The sequence below is a fragment of the Virgibacillus litoralis genome (assembly GCF_017873675.1).
GTDB lineage: Bacteria > Bacillota > Bacilli > Bacillales > Amphibacillaceae > Lentibacillus > Lentibacillus litoralis.
The window spans coordinates 95,401-118,472 of record NZ_JAGGKK010000004.1 but is presented as its reverse complement, the minus strand read 5'-3'; the positions used below and the strand labels follow the sequence as shown (position 1 = coordinate 118,472).

The 23,072-nt window shown below is 37.1% G+C and carries 27 protein-coding genes; 24 read left to right on the top strand and 3 right to left on the bottom strand.

Annotated elements, in window-relative coordinates:
* The first annotated feature begins 94 nt into the window (after nt 1-94).
* The 7 genes from J2Z82_RS05535 to J2Z82_RS05505 all read left to right on the top strand — a co-directional run bounded on the left by J2Z82_RS05535 (nt 95) and on the right by J2Z82_RS05505 (nt 8,624).
* Complete coding sequence (locus J2Z82_RS05535; RefSeq protein WP_209479789.1) at nt 95-1,003, top strand: diacylglycerol kinase; 909 nt, start codon at nt 95-97, stop codon at nt 1,001-1,003.
* 110 nt (nt 1,004-1,113) lie between these two features.
* Complete coding sequence (gene rlmD, locus J2Z82_RS05530; protein WP_209479788.1) at nt 1,114-2,484, top strand: 23S rRNA (uracil(1939)-C(5))-methyltransferase RlmD; 1,371 nt, start codon at nt 1,114-1,116, stop codon at nt 2,482-2,484.
* Between the two features lie 140 nt (nt 2,485-2,624).
* The gene (locus J2Z82_RS05525; RefSeq protein ID WP_092494359.1) at nt 2,625-2,714 is read left to right on the top strand and encodes a YjcZ family sporulation protein; all 90 of its coding nucleotides are present in this window, start codon (nt 2,625-2,627) and stop codon (nt 2,712-2,714) included.
* Nucleotides 2,715-3,024: 310 nt separating this feature from the next.
* Complete coding sequence (locus J2Z82_RS05520; RefSeq protein WP_209479787.1) at nt 3,025-4,026, top strand: tRNA dihydrouridine synthase; 1,002 nt, start codon at nt 3,025-3,027, stop codon at nt 4,024-4,026.
* 331 nt (nt 4,027-4,357) lie between these two features.
* Nucleotides 4,358-4,957, top strand: coding sequence for a hypothetical protein (locus J2Z82_RS05515; RefSeq protein ID WP_209479786.1), 600 nt, complete (start codon nt 4,358-4,360; stop codon nt 4,955-4,957).
* Nucleotides 4,958-5,058: 101 nt separating this feature from the next.
* Nucleotides 5,059-6,273 (top strand): SEC-C metal-binding domain-containing protein, encoded by a 1,215-nt coding sequence (locus tag J2Z82_RS05510; RefSeq protein ID WP_209479785.1) that lies wholly within the window; start codon nt 5,059-5,061, stop codon nt 6,271-6,273.
* 1,646 nt (nt 6,274-7,919) lie between these two features.
* Nucleotides 7,920-8,624: an SH3 domain-containing protein gene (locus J2Z82_RS05505; RefSeq protein WP_209479784.1), complete on the top strand. Its 705-nt coding sequence runs from the start codon at nt 7,920-7,922 to the stop codon at nt 8,622-8,624.
* A 17-nt stretch (nt 8,625-8,641) separates the two neighbouring features.
* Here the strand turns inward: J2Z82_RS05505 and J2Z82_RS05500 are convergent, their stop codons facing one another.
* Nucleotides 8,642-9,148: a hypothetical protein gene (locus tag J2Z82_RS05500; protein WP_209479783.1), complete on the bottom strand. Its 507-nt coding sequence runs from the start codon at nt 9,146-9,148 to the stop codon at nt 8,642-8,644.
* A 98-nt stretch (nt 9,149-9,246) separates the two neighbouring features.
* Between J2Z82_RS05500 and J2Z82_RS05495 the strand changes: the two genes are divergently transcribed.
* The 11 genes from J2Z82_RS05495 to J2Z82_RS05445 all read left to right on the top strand — a co-directional run bounded on the left by J2Z82_RS05495 (nt 9,247) and on the right by J2Z82_RS05445 (nt 16,496).
* Nucleotides 9,247-9,840: a vWA domain-containing protein gene (locus tag J2Z82_RS05495; protein WP_209479782.1), complete on the top strand. Its 594-nt coding sequence runs from the start codon at nt 9,247-9,249 to the stop codon at nt 9,838-9,840.
* A gap of 84 nt (nt 9,841-9,924) precedes the next feature.
* Nucleotides 9,925-10,065, top strand: coding sequence for a YpzI family protein (locus J2Z82_RS05490; RefSeq protein ID WP_209479781.1), 141 nt, complete (start codon nt 9,925-9,927; stop codon nt 10,063-10,065).
* Nucleotides 10,066-10,228: 163 nt separating this feature from the next.
* Complete coding sequence (locus tag J2Z82_RS05485) at nt 10,229-11,623, top strand: hypothetical protein (protein ID WP_209479780.1); 1,395 nt, start codon at nt 10,229-10,231, stop codon at nt 11,621-11,623.
* 149 nt (nt 11,624-11,772) lie between these two features.
* Nucleotides 11,773-12,690 carry a heme o synthase gene (gene cyoE, locus J2Z82_RS05480; protein WP_209479779.1) on the top strand — a complete coding sequence of 306 codons (918 nt, stop codon included), beginning with the start codon at nt 11,773-11,775 and terminating at the stop codon, nt 12,688-12,690.
* 87 nt (nt 12,691-12,777) lie between these two features.
* The gene (locus J2Z82_RS05475) at nt 12,778-13,272 is read left to right on the top strand and encodes a transposase (RefSeq protein ID WP_209479778.1); all 495 of its coding nucleotides are present in this window, start codon (nt 12,778-12,780) and stop codon (nt 13,270-13,272) included.
* A gap of 139 nt (nt 13,273-13,411) precedes the next feature.
* Nucleotides 13,412-14,059: a transporter gene (locus J2Z82_RS05470; RefSeq protein ID WP_209479777.1), complete on the top strand. Its 648-nt coding sequence runs from the start codon at nt 13,412-13,414 to the stop codon at nt 14,057-14,059.
* The gene (locus J2Z82_RS05465; protein WP_209479776.1) at nt 14,059-14,337 is read left to right on the top strand and encodes a GNAT family N-acetyltransferase; all 279 of its coding nucleotides are present in this window, start codon (nt 14,059-14,061) and stop codon (nt 14,335-14,337) included. The genes J2Z82_RS05470 and J2Z82_RS05465 overlap by 1 nt, the downstream gene beginning before the upstream one ends.
* 11 nt (nt 14,338-14,348) lie before the next feature.
* The gene (locus J2Z82_RS05460; protein WP_209479775.1) at nt 14,349-14,768 is read left to right on the top strand and encodes a UPF0158 family protein; all 420 of its coding nucleotides are present in this window, start codon (nt 14,349-14,351) and stop codon (nt 14,766-14,768) included.
* Nucleotides 14,769-14,793: 25 nt separating this feature from the next.
* The gene (locus tag J2Z82_RS05455; RefSeq protein WP_209479774.1) at nt 14,794-15,024 is read left to right on the top strand and encodes an excisionase family DNA-binding protein; all 231 of its coding nucleotides are present in this window, start codon (nt 14,794-14,796) and stop codon (nt 15,022-15,024) included.
* Between the two features lie 26 nt (nt 15,025-15,050).
* On the top strand, nt 15,051-15,953 hold the full coding sequence (locus tag J2Z82_RS05450; protein ID WP_209479773.1) for an RluA family pseudouridine synthase: 903 nt from the start codon (nt 15,051-15,053) through the stop codon (nt 15,951-15,953).
* A 15-nt stretch (nt 15,954-15,968) separates the two neighbouring features.
* A complete protein-coding gene (locus J2Z82_RS05445; RefSeq protein ID WP_209479772.1) occupies nt 15,969-16,496 on the top strand; it encodes a DUF6933 domain-containing protein in 528 nt (175 codons plus the stop codon).
* Between the two features lie 153 nt (nt 16,497-16,649).
* On the opposite strand, the gene J2Z82_RS05440 is transcribed toward J2Z82_RS05445, so the two are convergent.
* Nucleotides 16,650-17,633 (bottom strand): DmpA family aminopeptidase, encoded by a 984-nt coding sequence (locus J2Z82_RS05440; RefSeq protein ID WP_209479771.1) that lies wholly within the window; start codon nt 17,631-17,633, stop codon nt 16,650-16,652.
* A gap of 178 nt (nt 17,634-17,811) precedes the next feature.
* Here J2Z82_RS05440 and J2Z82_RS05435 point away from each other — a divergent pair, with 178 nt between their 5' ends.
* The 4 genes from J2Z82_RS05435 (at nt 17,812) to J2Z82_RS05420 (ending at nt 20,965) form a co-directional block, all read left to right on the top strand.
* The gene (locus J2Z82_RS05435; RefSeq protein ID WP_209479770.1) at nt 17,812-18,459 is read left to right on the top strand and encodes a hypothetical protein; all 648 of its coding nucleotides are present in this window, start codon (nt 17,812-17,814) and stop codon (nt 18,457-18,459) included.
* 126 nt (nt 18,460-18,585) lie between these two features.
* Entirely contained in the window at nt 18,586-19,170 is a 585-nt protein-coding gene (locus J2Z82_RS05430; RefSeq protein WP_209479769.1) for a peroxiredoxin family protein, read from the top strand.
* Nucleotides 19,171-19,209: 39 nt separating this feature from the next.
* The gene (locus J2Z82_RS05425; RefSeq protein ID WP_209479768.1) at nt 19,210-19,893 is read left to right on the top strand and encodes a response regulator transcription factor; all 684 of its coding nucleotides are present in this window, start codon (nt 19,210-19,212) and stop codon (nt 19,891-19,893) included.
* Nucleotides 19,880-20,965, top strand: coding sequence for a sensor histidine kinase (locus tag J2Z82_RS05420; protein ID WP_245251124.1), 1,086 nt, complete (start codon nt 19,880-19,882; stop codon nt 20,963-20,965). Before J2Z82_RS05425 ends, J2Z82_RS05420 begins: the two co-directional genes overlap by 14 nt.
* Nucleotides 20,966-21,157: 192 nt before the next feature.
* On the opposite strand, the gene J2Z82_RS05415 is transcribed toward J2Z82_RS05420, so the two are convergent.
* Complete coding sequence (locus J2Z82_RS05415; RefSeq protein ID WP_209479767.1) at nt 21,158-21,406, bottom strand: hypothetical protein; 249 nt, start codon at nt 21,404-21,406, stop codon at nt 21,158-21,160.
* Between the two features lie 200 nt (nt 21,407-21,606).
* Between J2Z82_RS05415 and tapA the strand changes: the two genes are divergently transcribed.
* Together tapA and sipW are read left to right on the top strand one after the other, a co-directional pair.
* Nucleotides 21,607-22,431: an amyloid fiber anchoring/assembly protein TapA gene (tapA, locus tag J2Z82_RS05410; protein ID WP_209479766.1), complete on the top strand. Its 825-nt coding sequence runs from the start codon at nt 21,607-21,609 to the stop codon at nt 22,429-22,431.
* A 36-nt stretch (nt 22,432-22,467) separates the two neighbouring features.
* Nucleotides 22,468-23,052 (top strand): signal peptidase I SipW, encoded by a 585-nt coding sequence (gene sipW / locus J2Z82_RS05405; protein ID WP_209479765.1) that lies wholly within the window; start codon nt 22,468-22,470, stop codon nt 23,050-23,052.
* Nucleotides 23,053-23,072: the final 20 nt, after the last annotated feature.

Here is a 23,072-nt window from a genome sequence, read left to right as displayed (position 1 = left end):
GTTAAACCCCTTTTCAAAATTGCTAAAAAGGGCTATGATAAATGTTGATGTAAAATATAGATTAGTATGAAACAGCAGGGGGGAGGGATCCACAATGAAGACAGCCCGGATCATTTATAATCCAACATCAGGTCGTGAAGCATTTAAAAAAGAATTAGCACCAGTATTAGAGCGTTTTGAAGTTGCTGGGTATGAAACATCCACACACGCTACAACTAGTGAAGGTGATGCTATAAACGCAGCGAGAACTGCTGTTAAACGGGGCTTTGACTTAATTGTAGCTGCAGGCGGAGACGGTACTATTAATGAAGTTATAAACGGAATGGCTGAACAAGAATATCGCCCAAAGCTTGGGATTATCCCAATGGGAACGACAAATGATTTTGCCAGGGCATTGTGTATCCCTCGCGATATCAAAAAAGCAGTTGATGTTATCTTGTCTGATCAATCGATGCTGCTGGATATTGGTCGCGTAAACGATCAATACTTCATGAATATAGCAGGTGGCGGTAAACTTACTGAGTTAACCTATGAAGTTCCTAGTAAATTGAAAACAATGCTTGGTCAGATGGCCTATTATATGAAGGGAATTGAGATGCTTCCTTCCCTGAAGCCGATACGAGCAAAAATAGAATATGACGGAAATATTGTTGATGAAGAAATTATGTTGTTTCTAATTTCAAACTCCAATTCGGTTGCAGGCTTTGAGAAGCTTGCTCCAGATGCCAAGCTTGACGATGGATATTTTGATTTGCTTATTTTGAAAAAAGCTAATTTGGCTGAGTTTATTCGAATTGCAAGCCTGGCACTTCGCGGTGCACACCTTGAAGACAGCCATGTAATTTACGTGAAGGCAAAAGAAGTAAAAGTCGATACGGATGAAAAAATGCAGTTAAATATAGACGGTGAATTTGGTGGAATGCTTCCAGGAGAATTTAAGAATCTCCAACAGCATATTGAGTTTTTTGTACCAGATAAATTTGTAGAATCACAGAAAAGTTAGATGCTAAGCCCTTGATGTATACCGAAGACATCAAGGGTTTTATAATGTAAATAGTCAATCAGGTTATGATAAGATAATAATCACATACAAGAACGTAAAGGAAGGTACCAATGGCTAAACAAAATGCTCCAGTGGAAAAGAATGAAACAATTACACTTAACTTCGAGGATCTCACCCATGAAGGGAATGGTGTCGGAAAAATTAACGGCTATCCATTGTTTGTTCCAGAGGCCCTACCAGGAGAAGAAGGGAAAGTAAAAGTTGTTAAAGCAAACAAAAATTTTGGTTTCGGAAAATTACTTGAACTAACAAAAGAGAGTCCAGATCGGATCGAACCTGTCTGCCATGTTCATTGTAATGGTTGCGGTCTCCAGCATATGAGTTATTCACTGCAGCTTGAGATGAAACAAAACCAAGTGAAGAATGCGATGAAAAAAATTGCACACCTTGAACATGTGCAAGTATTACCAATTATCGGTATGGATGATCCATTACACTATCGGAACAAAGTGCAAATTCCAGTTGGCGAAAAAAACGGTGAACTCATAACTGGATTTTATCAAAAACGCAGCCACCGAATTATCGAAAATACGGAAACATGTGTGACGCATAATGAAGTGATAAATGACGTTGTGAAGACTGTAAGAGACATTGCCAATAGACTTGGCATCCAAGCTTATAACGAGCAAGATCATAAAGGGGTACTTCGCCATATCATGGTCCGAACAGGTGAAGAGACGAAGGATATTATGGTCGTACTTGTAACGCGGACAGATAAATTGCCGCATCAAGATGAGCTGGTAAAGGAACTTACTAGTGAGTTTCCCCATATAAAATCTGTCGTTCATAATGTTAATCATAAAAGGACCAATGTCATCATGGGGGATGAGTCAAAAGTAATCTGGGGTGATGAATATATTCACGACAAAATTGGTGAAATCACCTTTGCCATCTCAGCAAAATCATTTTACCAGGTGAACCCAACACAAACCAAGAAACTCTACGATAAGGCACTGGAATATGCTGATATTGGAACGAAGGATACTGTAATCGATGCTTATTGCGGTATTGGAACGATCTCGTTATTTATGGCCCAAAAAGCGAGAAAGGTATACGGTGTCGAAGTTGTGCCAGAAGCAATCAGCGATGCCAAAAAGAACGCTAAGCTAAACGGAATTACAAACGCAGAATTCTATGTTGGTGAAGCAGAAAAAGTCATGCCATGGTGGAAAATGCAAGGGTTAAATCCGGATGTGATCGTCGTCGACCCACCACGAAAAGGCTGTGACGAAGAGCTTCTTAAAGCAATGACTGAAATGAAGCCCAAGCGAATTGTGTATGTATCCTGTAATCCATCAACATTAGCACGGGATTTACGTGTGCTGGAGGATAGAGGATACGCTACACAAGAAGTTCAGCCAGTTGATATGTTTCCACAGACAGGGCATGTGGAATGTGTAGTTCAATTAGATTTGAAATAAAATCTATCTGCCGATTTTCATGAAGGGTTCGATATTGAACCAAAATAAATTAAATAAACTTAGTGATATGGTTTATGCCCAATCGAAAAGTAAAAGTTTGAGTAATATGTATTATCTACTTTTCAAGGGGGTGACTCTTTATGAGTAAATGTGGATATAATGACAGCTTTGTTTTAATTGTCGTACTATTTATCCTTTTAATTATCGTCGGTGCATCCTTCTATTACTAAACCATAATACGCTATAAACCTGGAAAATGAATTTAACCTCCTTAATGAAGAGCCTTATTTGTGGCTCTTTATTTTTTGCTGATTTTTTATGTTACATAGGTATATTTGAAATTTTTGAGTACAAGTTTATAGACAGTGTCGAGTATCTAGTTAAAATATCAATACCTTGTAAAAACTAATATTTCTCTCAGTTTGATATAAAGTGCTTAAGCATGATATAAGTATAAAAGAACAAAAACTTTTTTGCTTTTTTTATTTTGGGCATATGGGTTTAAACTAGTATTTCATAGTGAGAGGATTGAATTATGATATGGTAAATAATTTTTGGCGTGATTTACCACGACCGTTTTTTATATTGGCACCAATGGAAGATGTGACGGATGTTGTGTTTCGTCATGTAGTAAGCGCGGCAGCCAGACCTGATGTGTTTTTTACAGAGTTTACAAATACAGATAGTTATTGTCACCCAGAGGGAATCCAGAGTGTGCGTGGGCGTTTGACTTTTACAGAGGATGAACAACCAATTGTAGCTCATATATGGGGAGATAAGCCTGAATACTTTCGGCAAATGAGTATTGGTATGGCGAAACAAGGATTTAGGGGCGTAGATATCAATATGGGTTGCCCTGTGCATAATGTGGCAAAGAAGGGGAAGGGATGTGGCCTAATCCGTCGTCCAGAAGTTGCTGCAGATATAATACAAGCAGCAAAAGCGGGAGGATTGCCCGTAAGTGTGAAGACCAGACTTGGTTACACTGATGTAGACGAATGGCACGATTGGCTAACACACATTTTGAAACAAGATATTGTTAATCTTTCTATTCATCTGCGTACAAAAAAGGAAATGAGTGATGTAGATGCTCACTGGGAACTAATCCCGGAGATTAAGAAACTTCGCGACGAGGTGGCACCAGATACGCTTTTGACAATCAATGGGGATATTCCTGACCGACAAACTGGCTTGAAGCTCGCTCGCAAGTATGGTGTCGATGGGGTTATGATCGGGCGTGGTATTTTTAAAAATCCATTTGCTTTTGAGAAGCAGCCAAAAGATCATAGTAGTGAGGAATTACTCGATCTCTTAAGGTTGCATCTGGATTTTCATGATAAATATTCAAAACTAGAACAAAGGCAGATCAAGCCACTTCGTCGATTTTTCAAGGTATATGTCCGTGGGATTCCAGGGGCTGGTGAGTTGAGAAATCAATTAATGAGTACAGAGTCAACAGATGAAGTGCGAGCATTGCTCGATAACTTTGAACGAAAGAATGCTGAGATGACAGGGGCTCAGAGTGAGAAAAACTTACTGTAAATTATCTGGAAATTAGTACATTAATGAGCCCCCTCTTAGAAGCTTATGGAAATGACTACTTTAAAAGCTGCACAGATAATTTAGAACAACATATGAAAAGATATTTGCTTCACTCGATTCTTAGAATGATGAGTATATGAAACGGAATTTATCGGTTAATGGAGAAATGGTTATCAAAGGCGGTGAAGAATTAAAAAGTAAGAAGATGTTTTTGAATATACTGATTGAATGACATTGAGACATGGGGGCAGGGGCTATATCCCTTTCAAAACAACAATCTGGGACGATGAACCTGTCCCTCTTGTCCCTTCATAGCAAAGAGGTGATTTGATTGAAGTTTATTATTGATATATTACTTTTAATTGTTATTGGGTACTATAGCTACAAGTTTATTCAAGTCATGATAAAAATGAGGCAAGACATTATTTTACCTACAACGAATGAAGAGATTGCATCCATTAGAAAATACCCTCAAAAAGTAGTGAATTTCCCGATATATTCTAAACAAAAGATAGGAATCATTGTTTACTCTCTTAATCTCGTGTTTGTGATTGTCATGTTTTTCTTAGGAGTGTTTTTAAATGGGATTAATTGGTCTCTCTATCCATTAATGACCATTCTTCTTATTAATTCATATAGTTTTCTAAACTTATTTGCAATAATTGGTGACGGTGTACTTTGTGGAAGTCGCTTTGTTGCTTGGAAAAAAGTAAAGTCGTTTCAATTTCTTCCGATTGATTTGAACCATAGATACTATGGTGCCTCAAAAGAGGTTAATGATACGTATGAATTGAGGATTAAGACAAAAGTCCGTTTTATAAGCTGTATTGTTACCACAGGTGAAATGAAAGAGAAGCTGAACATGATTTTAAGTGAACATATGGCAGTGAATGAAAAAGAGTCGGCATTAAAAATCCGAAGTAATAAATAAATGGATAGAAGGTTAAAAGAATTGTTATGGAGCAGAAATAATGGCTGGGCATTGGGACGATGGGCCAAATTGTTAATTTGTCCCTTGAGAGGAGATTTTAAATGAGTGATGATAAGGTGGGCAAAACTTTACTGAAAGCCCTAGAAAGTATGCAGGCTCATGGAAGAGAGCGTGAAGATAAAAGGCAAAAAGAAGTTTGGAAGAATATTGAGGCTCCATGCACACTTACTGATACATTAGTAAATTTAAAGAAGCATGAGCTGGATCAAGTTCGTAAAAATCTCGATCTTAAAAATTTAAGTACCTTGAAAAAGGGAGAACTAGCCAGAGAGTTAGTTCAGTTAATACCATCACAGTTTGAGCATGTCTTATACATACTGGATAAAGAACGCTACGATATTATTAAGGAAGCTAGAAATAATTCAGGGGCAACCATTGTAGATAATACTTTTCCGTTCAGAAAGGTAGAGTCGCTAAGAGACTATGGTATTTTATTTCCCGGTGTTCATAAGAATCAGTATGTTCTGTCCATGCCTTCGGAGTTGATAACTGTTTTTGACCAACTTGATGGAAATGAAATTCAAAATATTGTAGAGCGCAATACTGAATGGATACGCTTAACCCAAGGGCTACTTTATTATTATGGTGTTATGGATTTATATGCTGTAATCGATAAGGTAGCAGAATTAACAGGGCAAAAGGTAGCGGTATCAGAATTTATCAATGTAATCTCCCATTCCAAAAACTATTACCGTCAACTTTCATTTTCCAGTTTTGGGCTAAAGCATCAAAAAGTTTTAAATGCCGAGGAGATAATAACGGAACAGGAAAAAAGACAAGATATGAATTATTATCCTTTTACTAAGAAACAGTTGATGGCTGCGGGGGAAATGGGATATGTAGACAGATCCCAGGCTATGAACAATTTCACTCAATTTCTTACAGATTACTATGATCTACCAAATGATGAATTGAATGAAATTGCTATACAAATTATGTATATGATTAAGAAAGATAATAAGCTAGAGATGTTGATCCAATTTTTAGAAAGTAAACTTGAAATGCCTTCTGCTGCTTTTGTGAATCAGTTAATGCGGAAGTTAATGGAATTACATAACAACACTCCTATGTGGGTTTTAAAAGGCAATGCACCTAGGGATTTATCTCCAATAGAACATGAGCATTTACATCCTGAACCCTCCGGAAGTGATAAGGAGTCAAATGTGATCCCAATAAGAAAGAATACCAAAGTGGGTCGTAATGAACCATGTATATGTGGAAGTGGCAAAAAGTATAAAAAATGCTGTGGAAAATAGAAGGGACATGTGGGAAGGGGATATCACATTCCAAAACAACAATTTGGGACGATGAACATTTCTCTCCTGTTCCTCCGTATTGCTTATAGCGGCATGCGATACAAAAGATAGACTCTTGGATAAAACAAGATTGATTTCTAAAATTCCTCAGAAAATGTGTTAGTAAAGTTGTATCGCATCGCCGGGCGATATGATATATAAGCTCTTCGAAAACCTTATAAATTGATAGATAAGGCAATCCGATATATAACATGGTAGATACACCCGAAAATAACCATCTGGGACTATTAACTTGTGACTCTTGCCTTTATTGTATCGCTTATAGCGACCCGCGATACGGAAGAGTCTATTCTTTTGTAATGCCTTGGTGCGGGGAAGTCAGACTCTTGGATAAAACAAGGCTGACTTTTAAAAATTCCTCAAGTAAAGTGCTGGTTGATCTTTTTTATATGTGTCGTATCGCCGGGCGATATGATACTTCAACTCTTCGAAAACCTCAAAATTAAATAATTAAGGAAATCCGATATATAACACGATAGTTACCCTCGAAACTAACCATCTGAGACGACGACCCTTTCCCTCTTGTCCCTTACCGTATCGCATATAGCGGCTCACGATATGGACGAGTTTATCCCTTGTAAACCTAAGGTGCAGGAAGATCTGGACTCATGGACAAAGTTAAATTGTTTCTAAATTTCCTAGAATAACGTACTGATTGACTCATTTTATGTGTGTCGTATCGCTGCCCGATATGAATACAAACTCTTCAAAACCTCATAATTTAATAGATAAGGGAATCTGATATATAAAATATTAGATATACTCGAAAGTAAACATCTGGGGTAACGCATATAGCGGGAAACGATATGGATGAGTTTATCTATCTGTAAAGAATGAGTTCTGAGTGGGTCAGACTCTTTGAAAAATAAGGTTGATTTCTAAAATTTCCTCACGAAACTTGTTAGTTGAATTTTTTATATGTTTCGTATCGCTTATAGCGACACGCGATATGGAAGAGTCTATCCTTTTGTACAGACTGAGTCCGGAGGGGGGCAGACACTTGGACAAAACAAGATTGATTTCAAAAATTTCCTCACGAGACTTGTTGGTCGATTCTTTTTATATGTGTCGTATCGCCGGGCGATATGGTACATAAGTTCTTAGAAAACTTCATAATTTAATAGATAAGGTAATCCGATATATAACACGATAGATGCACCCGAAACTAACCATCTGGGACTATGAACCTGTCCCTATTGTCCCTCCATATCGCTAGGCGATATACTTGCAAATTTTTCGAAAAACCTTCATATTTAATAGATAAGGAGATTTGATTTAATACATGATATATACGTTAGTATAAGTGGTTATTATCTTCCAAAAGAGTAGTAGTTATAGTCTTTATTTGCTAGAAATCTGGTTGAATCTGAGGACGATATATGATATATAGGAAGTTCAATATCTTCGTATCGCTTATAGCGGCACGCGATATGGACAAAATATGCGAGTCGGAGCGGCTAAGTATAGCGTTAGTCTTTATTATGCTTTCAAGATATTAGCTTGCCGTGTGTGTGCAACGTATCGCCAGGCGATATACCTTTGGATTTTTCGAAAAACTTCATATTCTACTAGAAAGGAGATCCGATATGCGACATGATATACAGCCAAATGAACGATCATTTACCACGAAGGAAGTAGCAGATGAATTGGAAATCGCAACACCTACTGTTAGAAAGTATGGCCAAGTTTTAGAACGAAATGGATATGAGTTTTTCAAAGATGGTGACCGGCGTATTTTCGTTCGTTCTGACATCGAATCGCTTATAGCGATTCGCGATACGGACAAGCCCTTAGGCGAGATAGCTACATACCTTGTAAATCAACAAAAATTAAGATTAGATGGGTTCAATGAAACAGAGATAGCGGTACCTGATTCACCTGGGAGTTCACCCCAAGATCTCGATCAGCTAAAAGAGTCTTTAATGTTTTTAGCCAATGAACTAGTGGCTACACGTGAAATGAATGTCCAGCTGACAAATGATATGTCTCAACTTAAAACTACGGTTTCCCAGCTCCAGCAAGATCATCATGTTATAAGTTCTGGTATCGGAAACTCAGCACAAAGAACTGCGCGAATTGAAAAATTAACTGAACAACAGAATAACCACTATGAGACATTGCTGCAACAGGAAAAAGAAAAAACCGAATACTTACAAAAAGAAATACAAAATATGCGGGATGAACAGAAAAAAGAATGGCGATCACAAAATGATTTTAATAAACGTTTAGAAGAATCGATGACAAAACCTAAAGGAACTTTGGGTAGGTTTATGTCCATGTTCCGTAAATAAGGTCATTTCTCTACTTCCTAGGAGTGCAAACCCGTTAATGGTTTTAAACTAAAATAGTCTAACGCCTGATTTACATCGTAGATATTGAATACCTTTTTCTCAATACAGAATTGAATAACTAAATCGTAGGTGTCACTTTCAGACAATGAGTAGCCGGCAGAGCTTAGTAGCTTGTCGGTTTTTTCTTTATTCAGCTCAAGAGCTAAAGCAAGGGCAATAACAGTATTTTTTCCAACCTGATATTCTGGATTGGATCGTATTTTTGAAAAATGCCTGCGATCAATTCCGGCCTTTTTATAGATGTAAGCATCACTAGTATCTTTTTCATCAATTAAGTTAAACAATACTTCTTTGAGTGTAGGCTTACGGTTATCTTCAATAAAGTCTTCTAATTCAACAATTTCTATTTCTTTATGAATACTGTAGTCAACCTTTTCAGAGGATTCACAAACATCAACTGGAGTTATATCTATATGATCCTCTACATACTTCTGCATTTCCAGAAAAAACTTTTCATCAAGCACATTGTCCACCTCCCAAATATGTCGCTTGTTAAGCGACCAAAACACGGATAATCTCAGTTAATATTATAACAGATTAAAAATTTGAGGAGATGATAAGTATGAATAGGAATGTAACAGAAATTATTTTCCTGTTGGATAGAAGTGGGTCAATGGCAGGGCTTGAAAGTGATACTATTGGTGGGTTTAATGCTTTCATTGATAAGCAGTGCCAACTCGAGGGGGAAACAATTTTAACTTCAGTTCTGTTTGATGACAAGTATGAAGTATTATGGAATGGTGTTGATGCTGATAGTGTAAGTATTACAGATAGCGAGTATTATGTAAGAGGGACGACAGCGTTATTGGATGCAGTGGGAAAGACAATTTTGGATGTGGGTTACAGGTTATCGAGAACCCATGAAGAGCAGAAACCAGACAATGTTATAGTTGTTATTACAACTGATGGTATGGAAAATGCGAGCAATGAGTTTTCCTATAAAAAAGTTAAAGAACTGATAAAACACCAACAGGATAAATACAACTGGGAATTTATTTTTATGGGTGCAAACATTGATGCTGCAAAAGAAGCAAATAATATTGGAATTGTTGAACAAAATGCATATAACTTTGAAGCTTCCGAAAAGGGTGTTGAGAGAATGTATGACGTCGCTTCTGAGATGATTTCAGAGAATAGAAGGAGAAAACGGTACTGATTTTTGTGCGCTAAATAATATTCTAAGTAGGGATGAATAAATCTTCTTTACTATTCTCATTTTAAGTATAGGAGGTGCTTGAAAATGGGAAAAGACCGTCAAGAAAAAAAGTTGAAGCAAAGCGGACGAGTCGAATCAGACCGAGATGTAGGAACTCGATATAAAGGCTCAACAAAAATGGCAAGCCCTGAAGAAGTCGAAAAATTAAACGATGGCAAAAAGTAAATTAACAGGCGATTATCCTAAAGGATGGTCGCCTTTAAGTTGTTGCGGTATGATTGAAGTGTCAACAACCTGGGACGATGAACCCGTCCCCTATGTCCCTCAACCTGTCCCTCAATCTCTTCGTATGTTATAATTGGAAAAAGCGATTAGGGGAGTGTGCGATATGGATAGGGATCAATTTTTAATTTATGATCAGCAGAAACAGATCCGAGTGCAGCCAGAAAGAATTTCGTTATATATGCAAAGTGAAATTATTGAAGCTATAAGTGAGAACAATGAGATGTATTACTTGTTCTTTTATAAAAACAATTTCCTAACTGCAGCAAAAGCAAAGCGACTGCGTCGACAATCATTCATTGAGCGAGCATTTACCAGAGGTATTGTTTACAACGCCCCACACCCGTTTATCAACATGCTGCTTACATCCAATCATCCATGTAAAATTATCGGTTTTAAGCCATTGCTAAAGAAACTCGAAACAAACTATACTCCGCAAGAAAAAGCTTTTATTCTCACCTTCTTTGAATCTTTTATTCCAAAAAAACATCTGTTTGAAGAAATTAAATCAATATTTTATGTTTATCGCCGTAACGGCCAAGGGTTCCTGGGATACCGGATCATCCGTATTTTAATGGATTTTGCACCGAAGCACAGTTTCGTGACACAGGTTTCTAATGATCTTATTTTACAAAAATATGAAGACCAGTATAACAGCCAATCAGATGATCTGTTAGTGAAGGACTTAATCTTTGCTGAAAAAACGCTCTACTCCCAAAAAGATGATAATCAGCGGTTTCAGCAGCTAATCGACCATTTGGAAAAAGAGTCTCGATGGACTGATATGATTGCCTTGTATTGTTACAAATTATCTATATCCCCTGAAACTGACTACTACAATTCTCTTGCAAACTTACTGGAACAGCATTTAAACAAAAATGAATCAGAATCCATTTTAGAACGTTTAGACAGCCAGTTACCAGCTTTCCTCCCATTACAGCAAGATCTATTTAATAAATATGTAAAAACCCATCAAATCGAAAAAGTTTTCCATATGATGCAGGATCGTGAATTTAAACTAAGTAATGATCAGATTCAAACCTTTGGAGAATTGCTTGAACATCTTGATTCAAGAACATATTCTTCACATCCAGAAATGCTCAATACTATATTAGAGTCAGTTATTAACGCCTCCCCTGAAAAAGCAGAAAAACTTCTTAATAAATACGTTGTCTCGTTACTGGAAAACCATGAAGTAGCGTATATTCAAGAATTACTAAAACCTTTTAAAGAAAATCATGGGAGTCTGGAGATTATCAGAAAAATCGATACCATGGAAAGGCTAAGTGATGATCTGGACCAAATGCAAACACTTGGAGAGTTGTATTATGAATTTAATCTACTGGATAAGGCGATTGAATGTTTTAGCTGGGAAATGGAACTAAAACCAACTCAGCCAAAACCACTTCAATGGTTATCTAAAGTCTATCGGGACAAAGGGTTAAATCACGAATCGGACGCCTATCAGCAGCTGTGCATTAACCTGCAAAAAAATGCGTAATAGATAATACAAAAAAAGTTTAATACTGGAAAACTGAAACAGACAGAATTCCTGTCTGTTTTTAAAATTCTAGTTTTCATCCATGTGATTGGTTATGATACATGTTAAAATGGATTAGATGTAATTGAAGGCTTGGGAGGAAACTGTAAATGAAGAAAGATGAAGAAACTGTTATATCGCCTCAACAAAATCCCAATACTTTTCTGTCTGATTTAAAAGAACTTTTTAAGGCGGTAGTGTTAATTTTCAATGTGCTCCCAGTCTTTGCTGGGTTCTGGCTCGCTCTTTATTTTACTAACTCGACTTTTACTGCAAATTGGGATGTGTTCCTATTAATAATGGCGGGCAGTACATCCGTGATGGCTGGCGCACTTATCCTTAATAACTGGTACGATGTTGACATTGATACGATTATGGAAAGAACAAAGAATCGCCCTACAGTAACTGGGAACCTATCGTTAAAAGCTGTTTTGACACTGGGAATTATTTTTTCAGTAGTTGGTTTAATCTTGCTACTGTTCACAACGATAGAAGCAGCTTTATATGCTTTTGTTGGCTGGTTTATATATGTGTTTCTGTATACAATATGGTCGAAACGTAAATATACGCTTAATACTTTAATTGGAAGTGTTTCTGGCGCAGTAACACCTTTAATCGGCTGGGCTGCATTAGAGCCTGCTAATCATACCGTTCCAATCATTATGTTTCTTATCTTATTTATCTGGCAAATCCCCCATACATTTGTCATTGCCATACGAAAATATGACGAATATAAGGCTGCGGGCGTAGCAATGCTTCCAGTGGTACATGGACTCGCTATTACTAAACGGCAAACAGTTATTTACATTGCCTGTTTACTTCCGTTACCATTTTATCTTGCTTCACTAGGGACAACGTTTATAGTTATAGCTACAATATTAAATATTGGGTGGCTCATACTTGGGATTAGCGGTTTTTTTACCAAGGACGATTTAAATTGGGCCAATAAAATGTTTTTATATTCCGTGAATTATTTAATGTTAATCTTTATCGTCATGATTATCGTTACTGTTCCATGGCTTGGTTAATCATTAGTAGCTACACAATTATTTGCATACCATACGCGCTACAATGAGTATATGAACAAAGTACATATACAGTATGGAGGTTGAGCTATGGGAAAGCAGGCGAAATATCAGCGGTATACAAAGAAAACTAAACTTGAAGCAGTTCGGCGTGTACTTGAAAAAGATGAGCCTGTTCAAGCAGTGTTGAACGATTTAGGAATTCGTCATAGAGATAATATTTATGTTTGGATTAAGAAATACCAAATGGAAGGTGCCTCCGCATTCGATCGGAATATTGGTCATCCTCAAAAAGAGCAAAGTTCAGCATCACCGGATAAATTAATTAAGGAATTATCAACAGAATTAGACATACTAAAAAAGTTTATTAGCATGTCTCACTATAGTATTGAAGAAAAGTATCAAGCAATTGATGCTCTTCAGGGTCAATATCCTTTAGATACTATTTGCAAGACACTGGAAGTTTCGGAAATTGGTTTTAAGCATTACAAAAAATGCCAGCAATTAGGTTTAGGCGAGCGATACAGCAATTCTGATTCGGTTTATATTCCAGTTTCAACATGCGTTAAACTTCTGCTTCGATAAATATCCAGTTTTTGCTGGAGGTTTATCGAAGTTTTTTTCTATGATAGCCCGAGGTGTGTCATTAAAAAGTTGTCAGGGTTACACTTCTTTGCTTTTTCTAATATAATAGGTTAAGAGGAAATTTGAAGAGGGATATGTTATGCAGAAAATGGCGAAAATAGCATATGAGAGTATTATGATTCTGCTCGTTATGCTTACAATCATTACACTATGGACTGAAAACACATACAGTTCAACAATCAATTGGATTGTATGGGGTGTCTTTTTTATTGACTTCTTCTTTCGATTACTGACTGCAAAGAAGAAGTGGGACTTCATCAAACAAAATCCATTTCTTCTGATAGCAATTATCCCATTCGATCAGTTTTTCCAGGTTGCCAGGGTGGTAAGAGTTATCTATTTATTTCGGATCAAAACTATTGCCAAGTACTACATTGTGCCATATGCCGAAAAGCTTACTATTCAATCCAAATCACTAATTGTATCAATATTACTATCATTATTAATTGCAGCATCCTTCATTATTTGGAACTTGGAGAGCTCGATTGTCGCATACTATGATGCATTGTATGTAATATTGGGGTATTTACTTTTTTTCGGTCATCGTGTCTTTGAAATCGAGGGTCAGGTTTCAATTTGGATTTTAACAGGAATATCCATAATAGGGATTGCAATACAAGGTTTAGCACTGCAATGGGCATTTAATAAGGTAGAAGTGCTATTTAATAATTTTAAAAAAAGGAAGCCATCGGTATCACAAGAACATAACTCAGAGGAGGCTAATTAATGACTACAATTAAAAAAGGTGAAAGCAAATTTTATGTAGGAGAAGATGAACAAAATCCATTAGGTGAAATAACTTTTGAGCCATCAGGTGACAACGTATTGGTTGTTGACCATACATATGTGTCTGATGAGCTTCGTGGACAAGGTGTAGCAGGGAAGTTAGTTGATAAAGTTGTTACGTATGCTAGAGAAGAGGGAAAGAAAATTGACCCAACATGCTCATATACAAAAAATAAAATAGAGAAAACACCTGAGTATCACGATGTGCTGGCTGGTTAGCAGGAGAGATTATGGATTTAATCAACGAGTTAATTGATGCGTATTTGCATAACGACCTTGAAATTAATTATGCATTGGATATAAAAAACGGACAAGTTCTAATGGATGCTCCTGAATCATTAACAGGAGAACCAGAAATTGACTGGGATGACGAGGACGCAACGGACAATCTTTTACCAATTCCACAAATTACGTCAACGGAAGCATATGATTCAATGGTTAGATTTGCAGAAGAGCATGAAGCCGCTGTAGCTGAGAAATTGATTAATGTACTGAACCGTAGAAAGCCATTTCGAAATTTTAAAGACAAAGTTATTGAACTTGGAATTGATGATGAATGGCATACATTTGAACAAAATGATGCAAAGGAAGCCATTTTTGATTGGCTGAATGGGCTCAATATTTCCTATGATAAGATTAATCAAAAATAAAATCACTGAAAAGGGAACCAATAATATGTACTTAACTATCCAGGAAACAGCTGAATATTTATCAATTGAAGAATCAAAAGTTAAAACGTTTGTACTGCAAGGTCGTATACGCTCTGTTTATGATGGGGATAGATACCTTATTAACAAAGAACAATTTAGTACACATCTAGAGCAAATGGATAATTATAAAAAAATGATTCAAGATTACCTGAATGAACCACTTCCGGAAGATCCGGATGTAAAGGATGAAGATTAGATAATTACATAGAGGAGCATATGTACATGCCAAAAAACCAGCAAACCACGAAAGACGAAAAATCACTTGTATACACAGTGGAGGAGCCTATTGAGCTTTTAAAATTTTTGATAAAAGTCATGCCCAGCCGCAGTCGGAACTCAGTTAAGTCAATTCTAGCGCGCGGTCAGGTAACAGTCGATGAGCATATGGAAACACAGTATAATTATGCACTTCACCCAGGACAATCCGTTACTATTTTAAAAAATAAGGCTTCCGTTAAAGAGAGTGCATTAATTGGTATGAGTATTGTCCATGAAGATGAAGATATCATCGTCATCAACAAAGAAGCTGGATTACTTTCCATTGCTACCCAAAAAGAAAAGGAACGAACTGCGCACCATCAATTGATGGAGTATGTGCGCCGTGAAGATCCTAAAAACCGAATCTTCGTCGTGCATCGCCTTGATAAAGATACATCAGGGGTTATGATGTTTGCTAAGAATGAGAAGGTTAAGCGGACCTTGCAGGATGCCTGGAAGGAAAATGTTAAAGAACGTACATATGTTGCACTTGTCGAAGGGGAAGTAAAAAAAGCGAAAGGCTACATATCATCGTGGCTGAAAGAAAGCAGTACACATCTGGTATATTCCAGCCCCAATAAAAATGACGGACAACATGCAATTACACATTACAATGTAATCCAATCGAACAAAAATTTCTCACTAGTTGAAGTACAACTTGAAACCGGGCGAAAAAATCAAATCCGCGTTCATATGCAGGATCTGGGGAATCCAGTTGTAGGTGATAAAAAATATGGCTCCAAAACGAATGAAATCAGGAGGCTTGGCCTTCATGCGAAGGTATTGTCCTTCAATCACCCTACGTCAGGTAAGTTAATGCGGTTTGAAGCAGATGTTCCAGGGTCATTTTTTGCAAAATCAAAATAGTATTCCATAGGAGGTGTGTTTCATATTTTACAAATTCAATGTACGAAAAAGTTAGCCGATGAATTAAAAATAAAAACATCTAAAGAACAGATAGTAGACAACGAACCACTGTATTCATGGCATGCACATTTGTTTTATTATAATCGAAAAAAATACTGCATCGTTATGAATAACAGCACACGTTATAACTTTATTATAGGAAGTCTCAGAAAAAAAGAATTTAGTCAGTTTTCTTCACTAGTGAAAGAAGGAATACGTGAAAATCTATTGGCTGAGGGATTTGCTGAAAAAGTTGTAGAAACATATTTGAAAAAATGTGATGACGTGAATTATGCACCAACAAGTGAGCGTCCTATTATTTCTCAAATAAATGAAATGATTGGCGCAACGAAACACATTCAGGGGGAAAAAGGAGCAGATACCATTGACGACAAACTAAATGAAATTAATCGCTTTAACAATAAATTCGTTATGCTGACATTACCAGAAACTTATTCAGCTGAATCCATGAAGAAAGCATTAATCAAAGAGGTTCTTTTATAAAAGAGCCTCTTTCTTAATGCATAAGTGTGGCTAGAGGCTAGCGAATGCCAAATGCGGAATCGATAAAGTTCGACAACAAAACGATAATAGTCGACTCGCAATAGATAAACATCGACACGGAATAGATAAAGTTCGACATAGAACCGATAAAGTTTACAAACCGAGTGGCGCTTTCTCCACAACTCGCCCATTTCGTCCATCCGTTGTATCGGCATTTTTCAGTGAACTAATAACAGCTTCCTCAGTCACTTCAATTACTGCTTGAAAAAGTTTATTCATAATAGGGTGATCATCACGTAAAAATGACATCGACTCAAGCTGTACAGTAGCGTTATGATTATATGTATTCGCTGTGGAAAAAGCAATTGCTATATCGCCGCTGCCATTGTCAATATGGCTTCCAGTTCTGCCCAGTCCCGCTGCACATCGTTTGGCAAGCCGTTTCAGCTGCCGGTCATATAGCGGTGCATCGGTTGCTATAACCATCATAATTGATCCGTCAGGTGTATCCAGTTTCACGCTACTTCCGAAGTCTGCAAATAAGGCATCATCCCGTTTGCCAAAATTGCTTAATACGAGACAGCCAACAGTGTACGTATCTACAAGTCGTGATGCTGTGCCGATTCCGCCTTTATATCCGAAGCACACCATTCCTTTCCCTGCGCCAACTGCACCTTCTTCAACAGGATTACTGGTAGCGCTCTCTATGGCTTGAATCGCGTGCTCAGGCTTCACGGATTGCAGTCGAATTGAATTCAAGTAGCTGTCATTACATTCACCAACAACGATATTGAGTGAACTTGTTGAGTCACCGATTTCTTTATTTTCATTGAGCATATGCTGGAGAGTTCCTTGCCAGACAGTTCCTACACTGAGCGTATTCGTAAGCATAATTGGTGATTCAATTAAGCCTAACTCCTCGACTTGGACAAGGCCTGCAGTTTTTCCATATCCATTAATAACCGAGCTTGCTGCACGTATCTTGTTTGAAAAAATATTACCCTTATGGGGCAAGATAGCAGTAACACCAGTACAAACTGTATCTTGTTCATTCAGTTTCTCGTACAAAGTTACATGTCCAACCTGCACACCTATGACATCGGTAATGCAATTGGACTTACCTTTTGGTAGCTGCATCTGAATCACTCCTTATATCTTTGTTATTTTAACAGTATTATAGCAGATGTATGTATTGCTTAAATAGTTGGGTTAATTTCATAAACTGATTTATTTGAATAAGAAAATTAAATTTTTCATCAAACTTTCACATAACTTCTTTATAATAAATAACGAAATGGAACATGGAGGTCATACTATGCCATCAGCTTGGGTGTTAACTAACGTTGCGATTATTGTAATAAGTGTTCTATCTGGTCTATTGTTTTTTTACATAATTAGCCCATTAACGAAAACAAAGAAAAAGCAACAATTGGAAGAAATAATATCATTACTTATTAATTTTGTCATTTTTATATGGATTGGAAAGGTCCTTTTAAACTTATCTGTATTTGTCGAAGATCCACTCGCCATACTAGCGTACCCTAGTAATTCACACGCCTTTTACGTGGCAGTTTTATTTCTGATAATAAATGTTGGTTATAAGGCAAAACGGAAGAATACCGATACAATTCCTTTACTGGCATCATTTGTTCCAGTTTTCTTAGGGGCATCGTTTGTATATGAATTTATCGATATTATGTGGAATGACAGTACTTTAGCATGGGGGCATTTGCTCTTACTCATAGTATTGACTTTTATTTATGTATTCGTGCACGAGAAAATATCATCACTTTCAGCAGCAGGCGGTTTCTTTGTCGGGTGGAGTTTGGGGCAATTGCTTCTATCCTTTATACTGCCTTTTACAACATTATTTGGCTATATGATGGATCGTTGGTTCTTAATAGCTACTGTTGTCATAAGCTTGGCACTGTTAACTTATCACAATAGAAGGAACGTTTCATAATGGTGCTGCTTAGGGTTTGACAATTTAGCTTGGCGAATGCGAATGACACGTATTTCAATTTTTTCTATGCAGGCTTGTTCAGGATACGTGGTTTTCTAATTTAGGATGAAAATTGGAGGTATAATTATGAAAAAAATAATAGTAATTCTCATAATTACCGGGATGCTTGCCTGGGCGGTATACGATCTACTAAACAGCTCTGAAGAAACGGCAGATAGTGGAGATTACGTTGTAGAGGAAGACACTAAAGAAGAAAGTGCTAGTGGAGAAAGTGAAAGTAACAATAAAGTAGGACTTGAAATAGGAAATATGGCACCTGATTTTGAACTGAAAACGTTAAAAGGAGAGACAGTAAAGCTATCTGATTATCGTGGTCAGCGAGTTCTTGTTAACTTTTGGGCAACTTGGTGTCCGCCTTGCCGCGCGGAGATGCCTGATATGGAGAAATTCCATCAAAATAAAGATATTACAATTTTAGCGATTAATCTTACTGAAACAGAGAGCACGAGTAGTGATGTAACCGATTTTGTGGAAAAGTTTGAACTGACATTTCCAATATTAATGGACGAGAAAGTAGAAGTAGCAAATCGATACCAAATACAGCCTATTCCCACTTCATACATGATTGATTCGAACGGAAGGATTCAGTATAAGGCATTAGGTGCTATGAATTATGAATTAATGGTCCAGGAGTTTGAAAAGATGAAATAGATCCTCTTTTTAGTTTAAAATAGAAAAGAGGTGTTCAACATGAAACAAACGATTTTAGTCGTTGAAGACGATATGATGATTCGTGAACTAATAAAAATACATTTGGAAAAAAATGATTATGATGTAGTAGAAGCCGCTGATGGTGAGGAAGCAAAAAGTGTATTTCTAAAACACCATCCTTGTTTGGTAATTCTTGATTTAATGTTGCCTAAAGTTAGTGGTGAAGATTTCTGTGCATGGGTACGTGCGCAGGAACGTAATGAGGTTTCTATTATAATGCTTTCAGCAAAAGCGAAGATTGAAGATAAGATTGATGGGCTGAAAATGGGAGCAGATGATTATGTCACGAAGCCTTTCGATCCGAATGAACTCATGGCACACGTCGAAGCAGTATTGCGACGTACAGGTCAATTTTGCCAAAAAATTGTATATGACGGGTTATGTATTAAGCCCAGAAAAGGTGAAGTACTTCTTTACGATAAATTCATTAAGCTAACGAAATATGAATTTAATCTTCTTTATTTTTTAATGCAAAATCCGAACATGGTGCTTAGCCGTGAACAATTAGTCATGCAAATATATCCATATGCTGATCATACTGTGCTGGATCGCACGATTGATGCGCATATCAAAAAACTGAGGGAAAAGATTGAGGATAACACATCCAAACCCAAGCGTATCCAGACTGTTCGGGGAATGGGGTATAAGTTTGTCAATACGTAAACGGATTATATCAAAACTTCCTAAAGGATTCTTATGGCGTTTATCTGCGTTAAATTTCCTTGTTGTTGCTTCTGCAATTGTCGTGAGTGGACTGGCAACTTATAATACTGCTTGTTTTTTAGTGGACGCCATGGGTGGGTTGGAGGAACAACGCCAGCAGCAATTCAATGCAACGCTATTTAATTACCTGTGGATCTTTATCATTACAGCGATTGTTACGGGGAGTTTATTGCATTTTTATATGACAAAAAAACTAATCAGACCAATTCGCAGCTTAATAGAATCCACTAAGCAATTAAAAAAAGGCAATTATCCAGATCCTGTTGAGGTGACATCCCAGGATGAAGTAGGCGAGCTTGCTGTACAATTTAATGCTCTTATTCAACAACTGCATACAAACGAACAACACCGCCAAAAGCTTGTATCTGATCTATCACATGAATTTCGTACGCCTTTAACTAATTTAAATGGATATCTTCAGTCATTGGAACGAGGCGATATTCAAGGGAATCAGGATCTTTACAAGGCGTTGTATCAGGAGTCACAACGTCTCACAGTTATGATAGAGCAGTTGGAACAACTTAAGGAATGGGATTATGTAACTTCCCAAACCTATTCCCATAGTAGAGAAGTCGATATTGCTAATCTGATTAATCAGTGTGTTGCAATGTTTCAGTTGCAAATGGAGGAAAAAGATATTGGCTTATCTGTAAATGTTTCTTCATGTAAGTTACATATTCATGAGGAAGGTATTCAGCAAATTATAAGTAACCTGTTAGAAAACGCAATCCAGTATTACAATGGTGAGGGTGGAATTCATGTACTTGGCGAACAGCAAAATTCTGTTTATCGAATTGTAGTAAGTGGTCCAAGTGCATTTATCCCAGAATCTGAACGGGAAAATATATTTGAACGATTTTATAGACTAGATACATCCAGAAGCCGTAAAACAGGTGGAAGCGGTCTTGGGCTTGCTATAGCTAAAGAAATAATAGACCGGCATGGCGGACAAATCGGAGTGATTTCCGAAAAAAACACAAACACTTTCTGGTTTACATTACCACTAGCGTAACGGAACATATGCAGTTCGGTTAAGGAATGGGAAATGTGCTCGCTTTCCACAACCATACACGGCGTGAGTTCGTTCAGTTGGCGTAAATGTCTTCAATGGTCGAGTGATCGCAGTGCCAAGATGGGACCCAGAGCCTCCTCGTTCATACAACCCCTCTCTACGGGGGGATCGCCAGCTTGAAGAAAAAAAGCCTTAATGATAATAGGAGACCTCCTCCCCCTTCGCTTTGTATTCTTCAATACACCCAAGCAGGCCATCAACCTCCAGCGGTTCGTCATAATTAAGTGAAATCTCTCCATAATAATCACCAGCAACCTGGTGGGCTTTGATTTTTTGATTATTACCTTTCTTGTTAAATTCGTTCGATATAAAATAAATAACGTTCTTTAAAAGATACGAAATAATAAGAAAAGAGGAGTAAAATGCGCGTTTTAAATACATAGATGCTCGTAATCGTAATATATGGATGAATTTGAGGTTTTTCAATCTAGGTAATTTGAATTATACTTCATTTAAAGTTCATTATATAGAACGATTTGTTATATTTACATAGTAAATACTAGACCATCAGGTAGGAACAAGGTCAAATTTTTTTAATATAATCGTTCATTAAAAAGAACATTGTGAAAGGTGGGAGACCAATGAGGAAAAAACGGACGAGGAAACATCTTACTAGCAATAATAAAACTGCTACTGTCATACAACTATTTATAATTTGGTGCTGCATTCTAATAGCAGGAACTTATTTCAATACTCATACGAACGCAAGTTTTAATGACATCGAAGAAATTAATGGAAAATTGCACGTTAACTGGGAGCAGGATGATGTAAAAGATCCGCCTCCGGAAGAAGAATATTGGGATAAAAGTTCATTGAAGTTTTCAGGTGATAATGCTGAGTATGGTTTTTGTGAACGAGATGTATCCGGATTATTATCAGGTATTATAAACGGTGGTGGCGGTGATATGAATGGAGAATCAGAGTATGATGTTCATTATCATCAAGAAAAAGACCCTAACAAAAATAGACTTGGAGATGTTGTTTATACAGGTGTGATACAACCATTAAAAAGTGGTGAATCAACCATATTAAAATTTGAACCTGATAATCTTAGTGATTTGGAACCAGGAAAATATAAGTTTAAGGCATATCAACGACCAGGCCACGGGGATCCAAATAATGAAACCCCTGATGGACCATTGATGGAAATATGGGGTAATAAGGCAATTACAATAACGCAAGACGATATCAATAGTTGTATAGCCTCGTATACGCAGGCAGAACAAAGCAATAAATCTGCCAGTGAACAAATAAATAATAACACGGGCAAAAAAGCAGTTGATGAAGGCGTAGAACATACAGAGAAATCAAAAAATACTGATGCAGAGGACGCCGGACAAGGACCAAATAACCAAGCAAATACAGAGAATACTACCGATTTTTATGATGAGAAGAACGCAGACTGATCTATTGGGGGGAAGCATGGAGAGGAGTAAGAAAAGATGAGGAAAAAGAATACGATAAAGCGAATAAGCAATTTAATCTCAACACTTCTGATTTTAACGTTAATCGCCATGACTTTAATAGTTATTTCATCCAGGATTTCTGGTGATGAACCACAACTTTTCGGTTATCAGTTTAAGACAGTGCTCTCCGGGTCAATGGATCCTGAATTTAGTACAGGTTCAATCATCTTAGTGAAGCGGGTCAACAACACAAATGCAATTATAAAAGGTGACATCATCACCTTTAAACAAGCAGATAAGAATCTTGTAACACATCGAGTTGTTGAAGCTGTTAAGAAAGACGGAGTAACCCTATATAGAACGAAAGGGGACAATAACGAAAATGCTGACATGAGCCTAGTTTCTCCAGAGAAAGTAGTTTCAAAATACACTGGGTTCACCGTTCCGTATGCAGGCTACTTAGTTAATCATGCTGGTTCACCAATCGGAGTGGCAATTCTCTTAATCGTACCGGGATTGTTGTTACTGGGTTATGCATTTCTAACCTTTCGTGCAACGATTAAAGAAATTGAATCAAGAACAAAATCGCTGAATTTACAATTAGAAGATCTACAAAAATAAACATACCCATGCGGGCAAAA

What these genes read in the sequence shown, in the direction of transcription:
- J2Z82_RS05535 (WP_209479789.1), top strand. Translation starts at nt 95, where the DNA reads ATGAAGACAGCCCGGATCATTTATAATCCAACATCAGGTCGTGAAGCA.
- rlmD (WP_209479788.1), top strand. Translation starts at nt 1,114, where the DNA reads ATGGCTAAACAAAATGCTCCAGTGGAAAAGAATGAAACAATTACACTT.
- J2Z82_RS05525 (WP_092494359.1), top strand. Translation starts at nt 2,625, where the DNA reads ATGAGTAAATGTGGATATAATGACAGCTTTGTTTTAATTGTCGTACTA.
- J2Z82_RS05520 (WP_209479787.1), top strand. Translation starts at nt 3,025, where the DNA reads ATGGTAAATAATTTTTGGCGTGATTTACCACGACCGTTTTTTATATTG.
- J2Z82_RS05510 (WP_209479785.1), top strand. Translation starts at nt 5,059, where the DNA reads ATGAGTGATGATAAGGTGGGCAAAACTTTACTGAAAGCCCTAGAAAGT.
- J2Z82_RS05505 (WP_209479784.1), top strand. Translation starts at nt 7,920, where the DNA reads ATGCGACATGATATACAGCCAAATGAACGATCATTTACCACGAAGGAA.
- J2Z82_RS05495 (WP_209479782.1), top strand. Translation starts at nt 9,247, where the DNA reads ATGAATAGGAATGTAACAGAAATTATTTTCCTGTTGGATAGAAGTGGG.
- J2Z82_RS05490 (WP_209479781.1), top strand. Translation starts at nt 9,925, where the DNA reads ATGGGAAAAGACCGTCAAGAAAAAAAGTTGAAGCAAAGCGGACGAGTC.
- J2Z82_RS05485 (WP_209479780.1), top strand. Translation starts at nt 10,229, where the DNA reads ATGGATAGGGATCAATTTTTAATTTATGATCAGCAGAAACAGATCCGA.
- cyoE (WP_209479779.1), top strand. Translation starts at nt 11,773, where the DNA reads ATGAAGAAAGATGAAGAAACTGTTATATCGCCTCAACAAAATCCCAAT.
- J2Z82_RS05475 (WP_209479778.1), top strand. Translation starts at nt 12,778, where the DNA reads ATGGGAAAGCAGGCGAAATATCAGCGGTATACAAAGAAAACTAAACTT.
- J2Z82_RS05470 (WP_209479777.1), top strand. Translation starts at nt 13,412, where the DNA reads ATGCAGAAAATGGCGAAAATAGCATATGAGAGTATTATGATTCTGCTC.
- J2Z82_RS05465 (WP_209479776.1), top strand. Translation starts at nt 14,059, where the DNA reads ATGACTACAATTAAAAAAGGTGAAAGCAAATTTTATGTAGGAGAAGAT.
- J2Z82_RS05460 (WP_209479775.1), top strand. Translation starts at nt 14,349, where the DNA reads ATGGATTTAATCAACGAGTTAATTGATGCGTATTTGCATAACGACCTT.
- J2Z82_RS05455 (WP_209479774.1), top strand. Translation starts at nt 14,794, where the DNA reads ATGTACTTAACTATCCAGGAAACAGCTGAATATTTATCAATTGAAGAA.
- J2Z82_RS05450 (WP_209479773.1), top strand. Translation starts at nt 15,051, where the DNA reads ATGCCAAAAAACCAGCAAACCACGAAAGACGAAAAATCACTTGTATAC.
- J2Z82_RS05440 (WP_209479771.1), bottom strand. Translation starts at nt 17,633, where the DNA reads ATGCAGCTACCAAAAGGTAAGTCCAATTGCATTACCGATGTCATAGGT.
- J2Z82_RS05435 (WP_209479770.1), top strand. Translation starts at nt 17,812, where the DNA reads ATGCCATCAGCTTGGGTGTTAACTAACGTTGCGATTATTGTAATAAGT.
- J2Z82_RS05430 (WP_209479769.1), top strand. Translation starts at nt 18,586, where the DNA reads ATGAAAAAAATAATAGTAATTCTCATAATTACCGGGATGCTTGCCTGG.
- J2Z82_RS05425 (WP_209479768.1), top strand. Translation starts at nt 19,210, where the DNA reads ATGAAACAAACGATTTTAGTCGTTGAAGACGATATGATGATTCGTGAA.
- J2Z82_RS05415 (WP_209479767.1), bottom strand. Translation starts at nt 21,406, where the DNA reads ATGTATTTAAAACGCGCATTTTACTCCTCTTTTCTTATTATTTCGTAT.
- tapA (WP_209479766.1), top strand. Translation starts at nt 21,607, where the DNA reads ATGAGGAAAAAACGGACGAGGAAACATCTTACTAGCAATAATAAAACT.
- sipW (WP_209479765.1), top strand. Translation starts at nt 22,468, where the DNA reads ATGAGGAAAAAGAATACGATAAAGCGAATAAGCAATTTAATCTCAACA.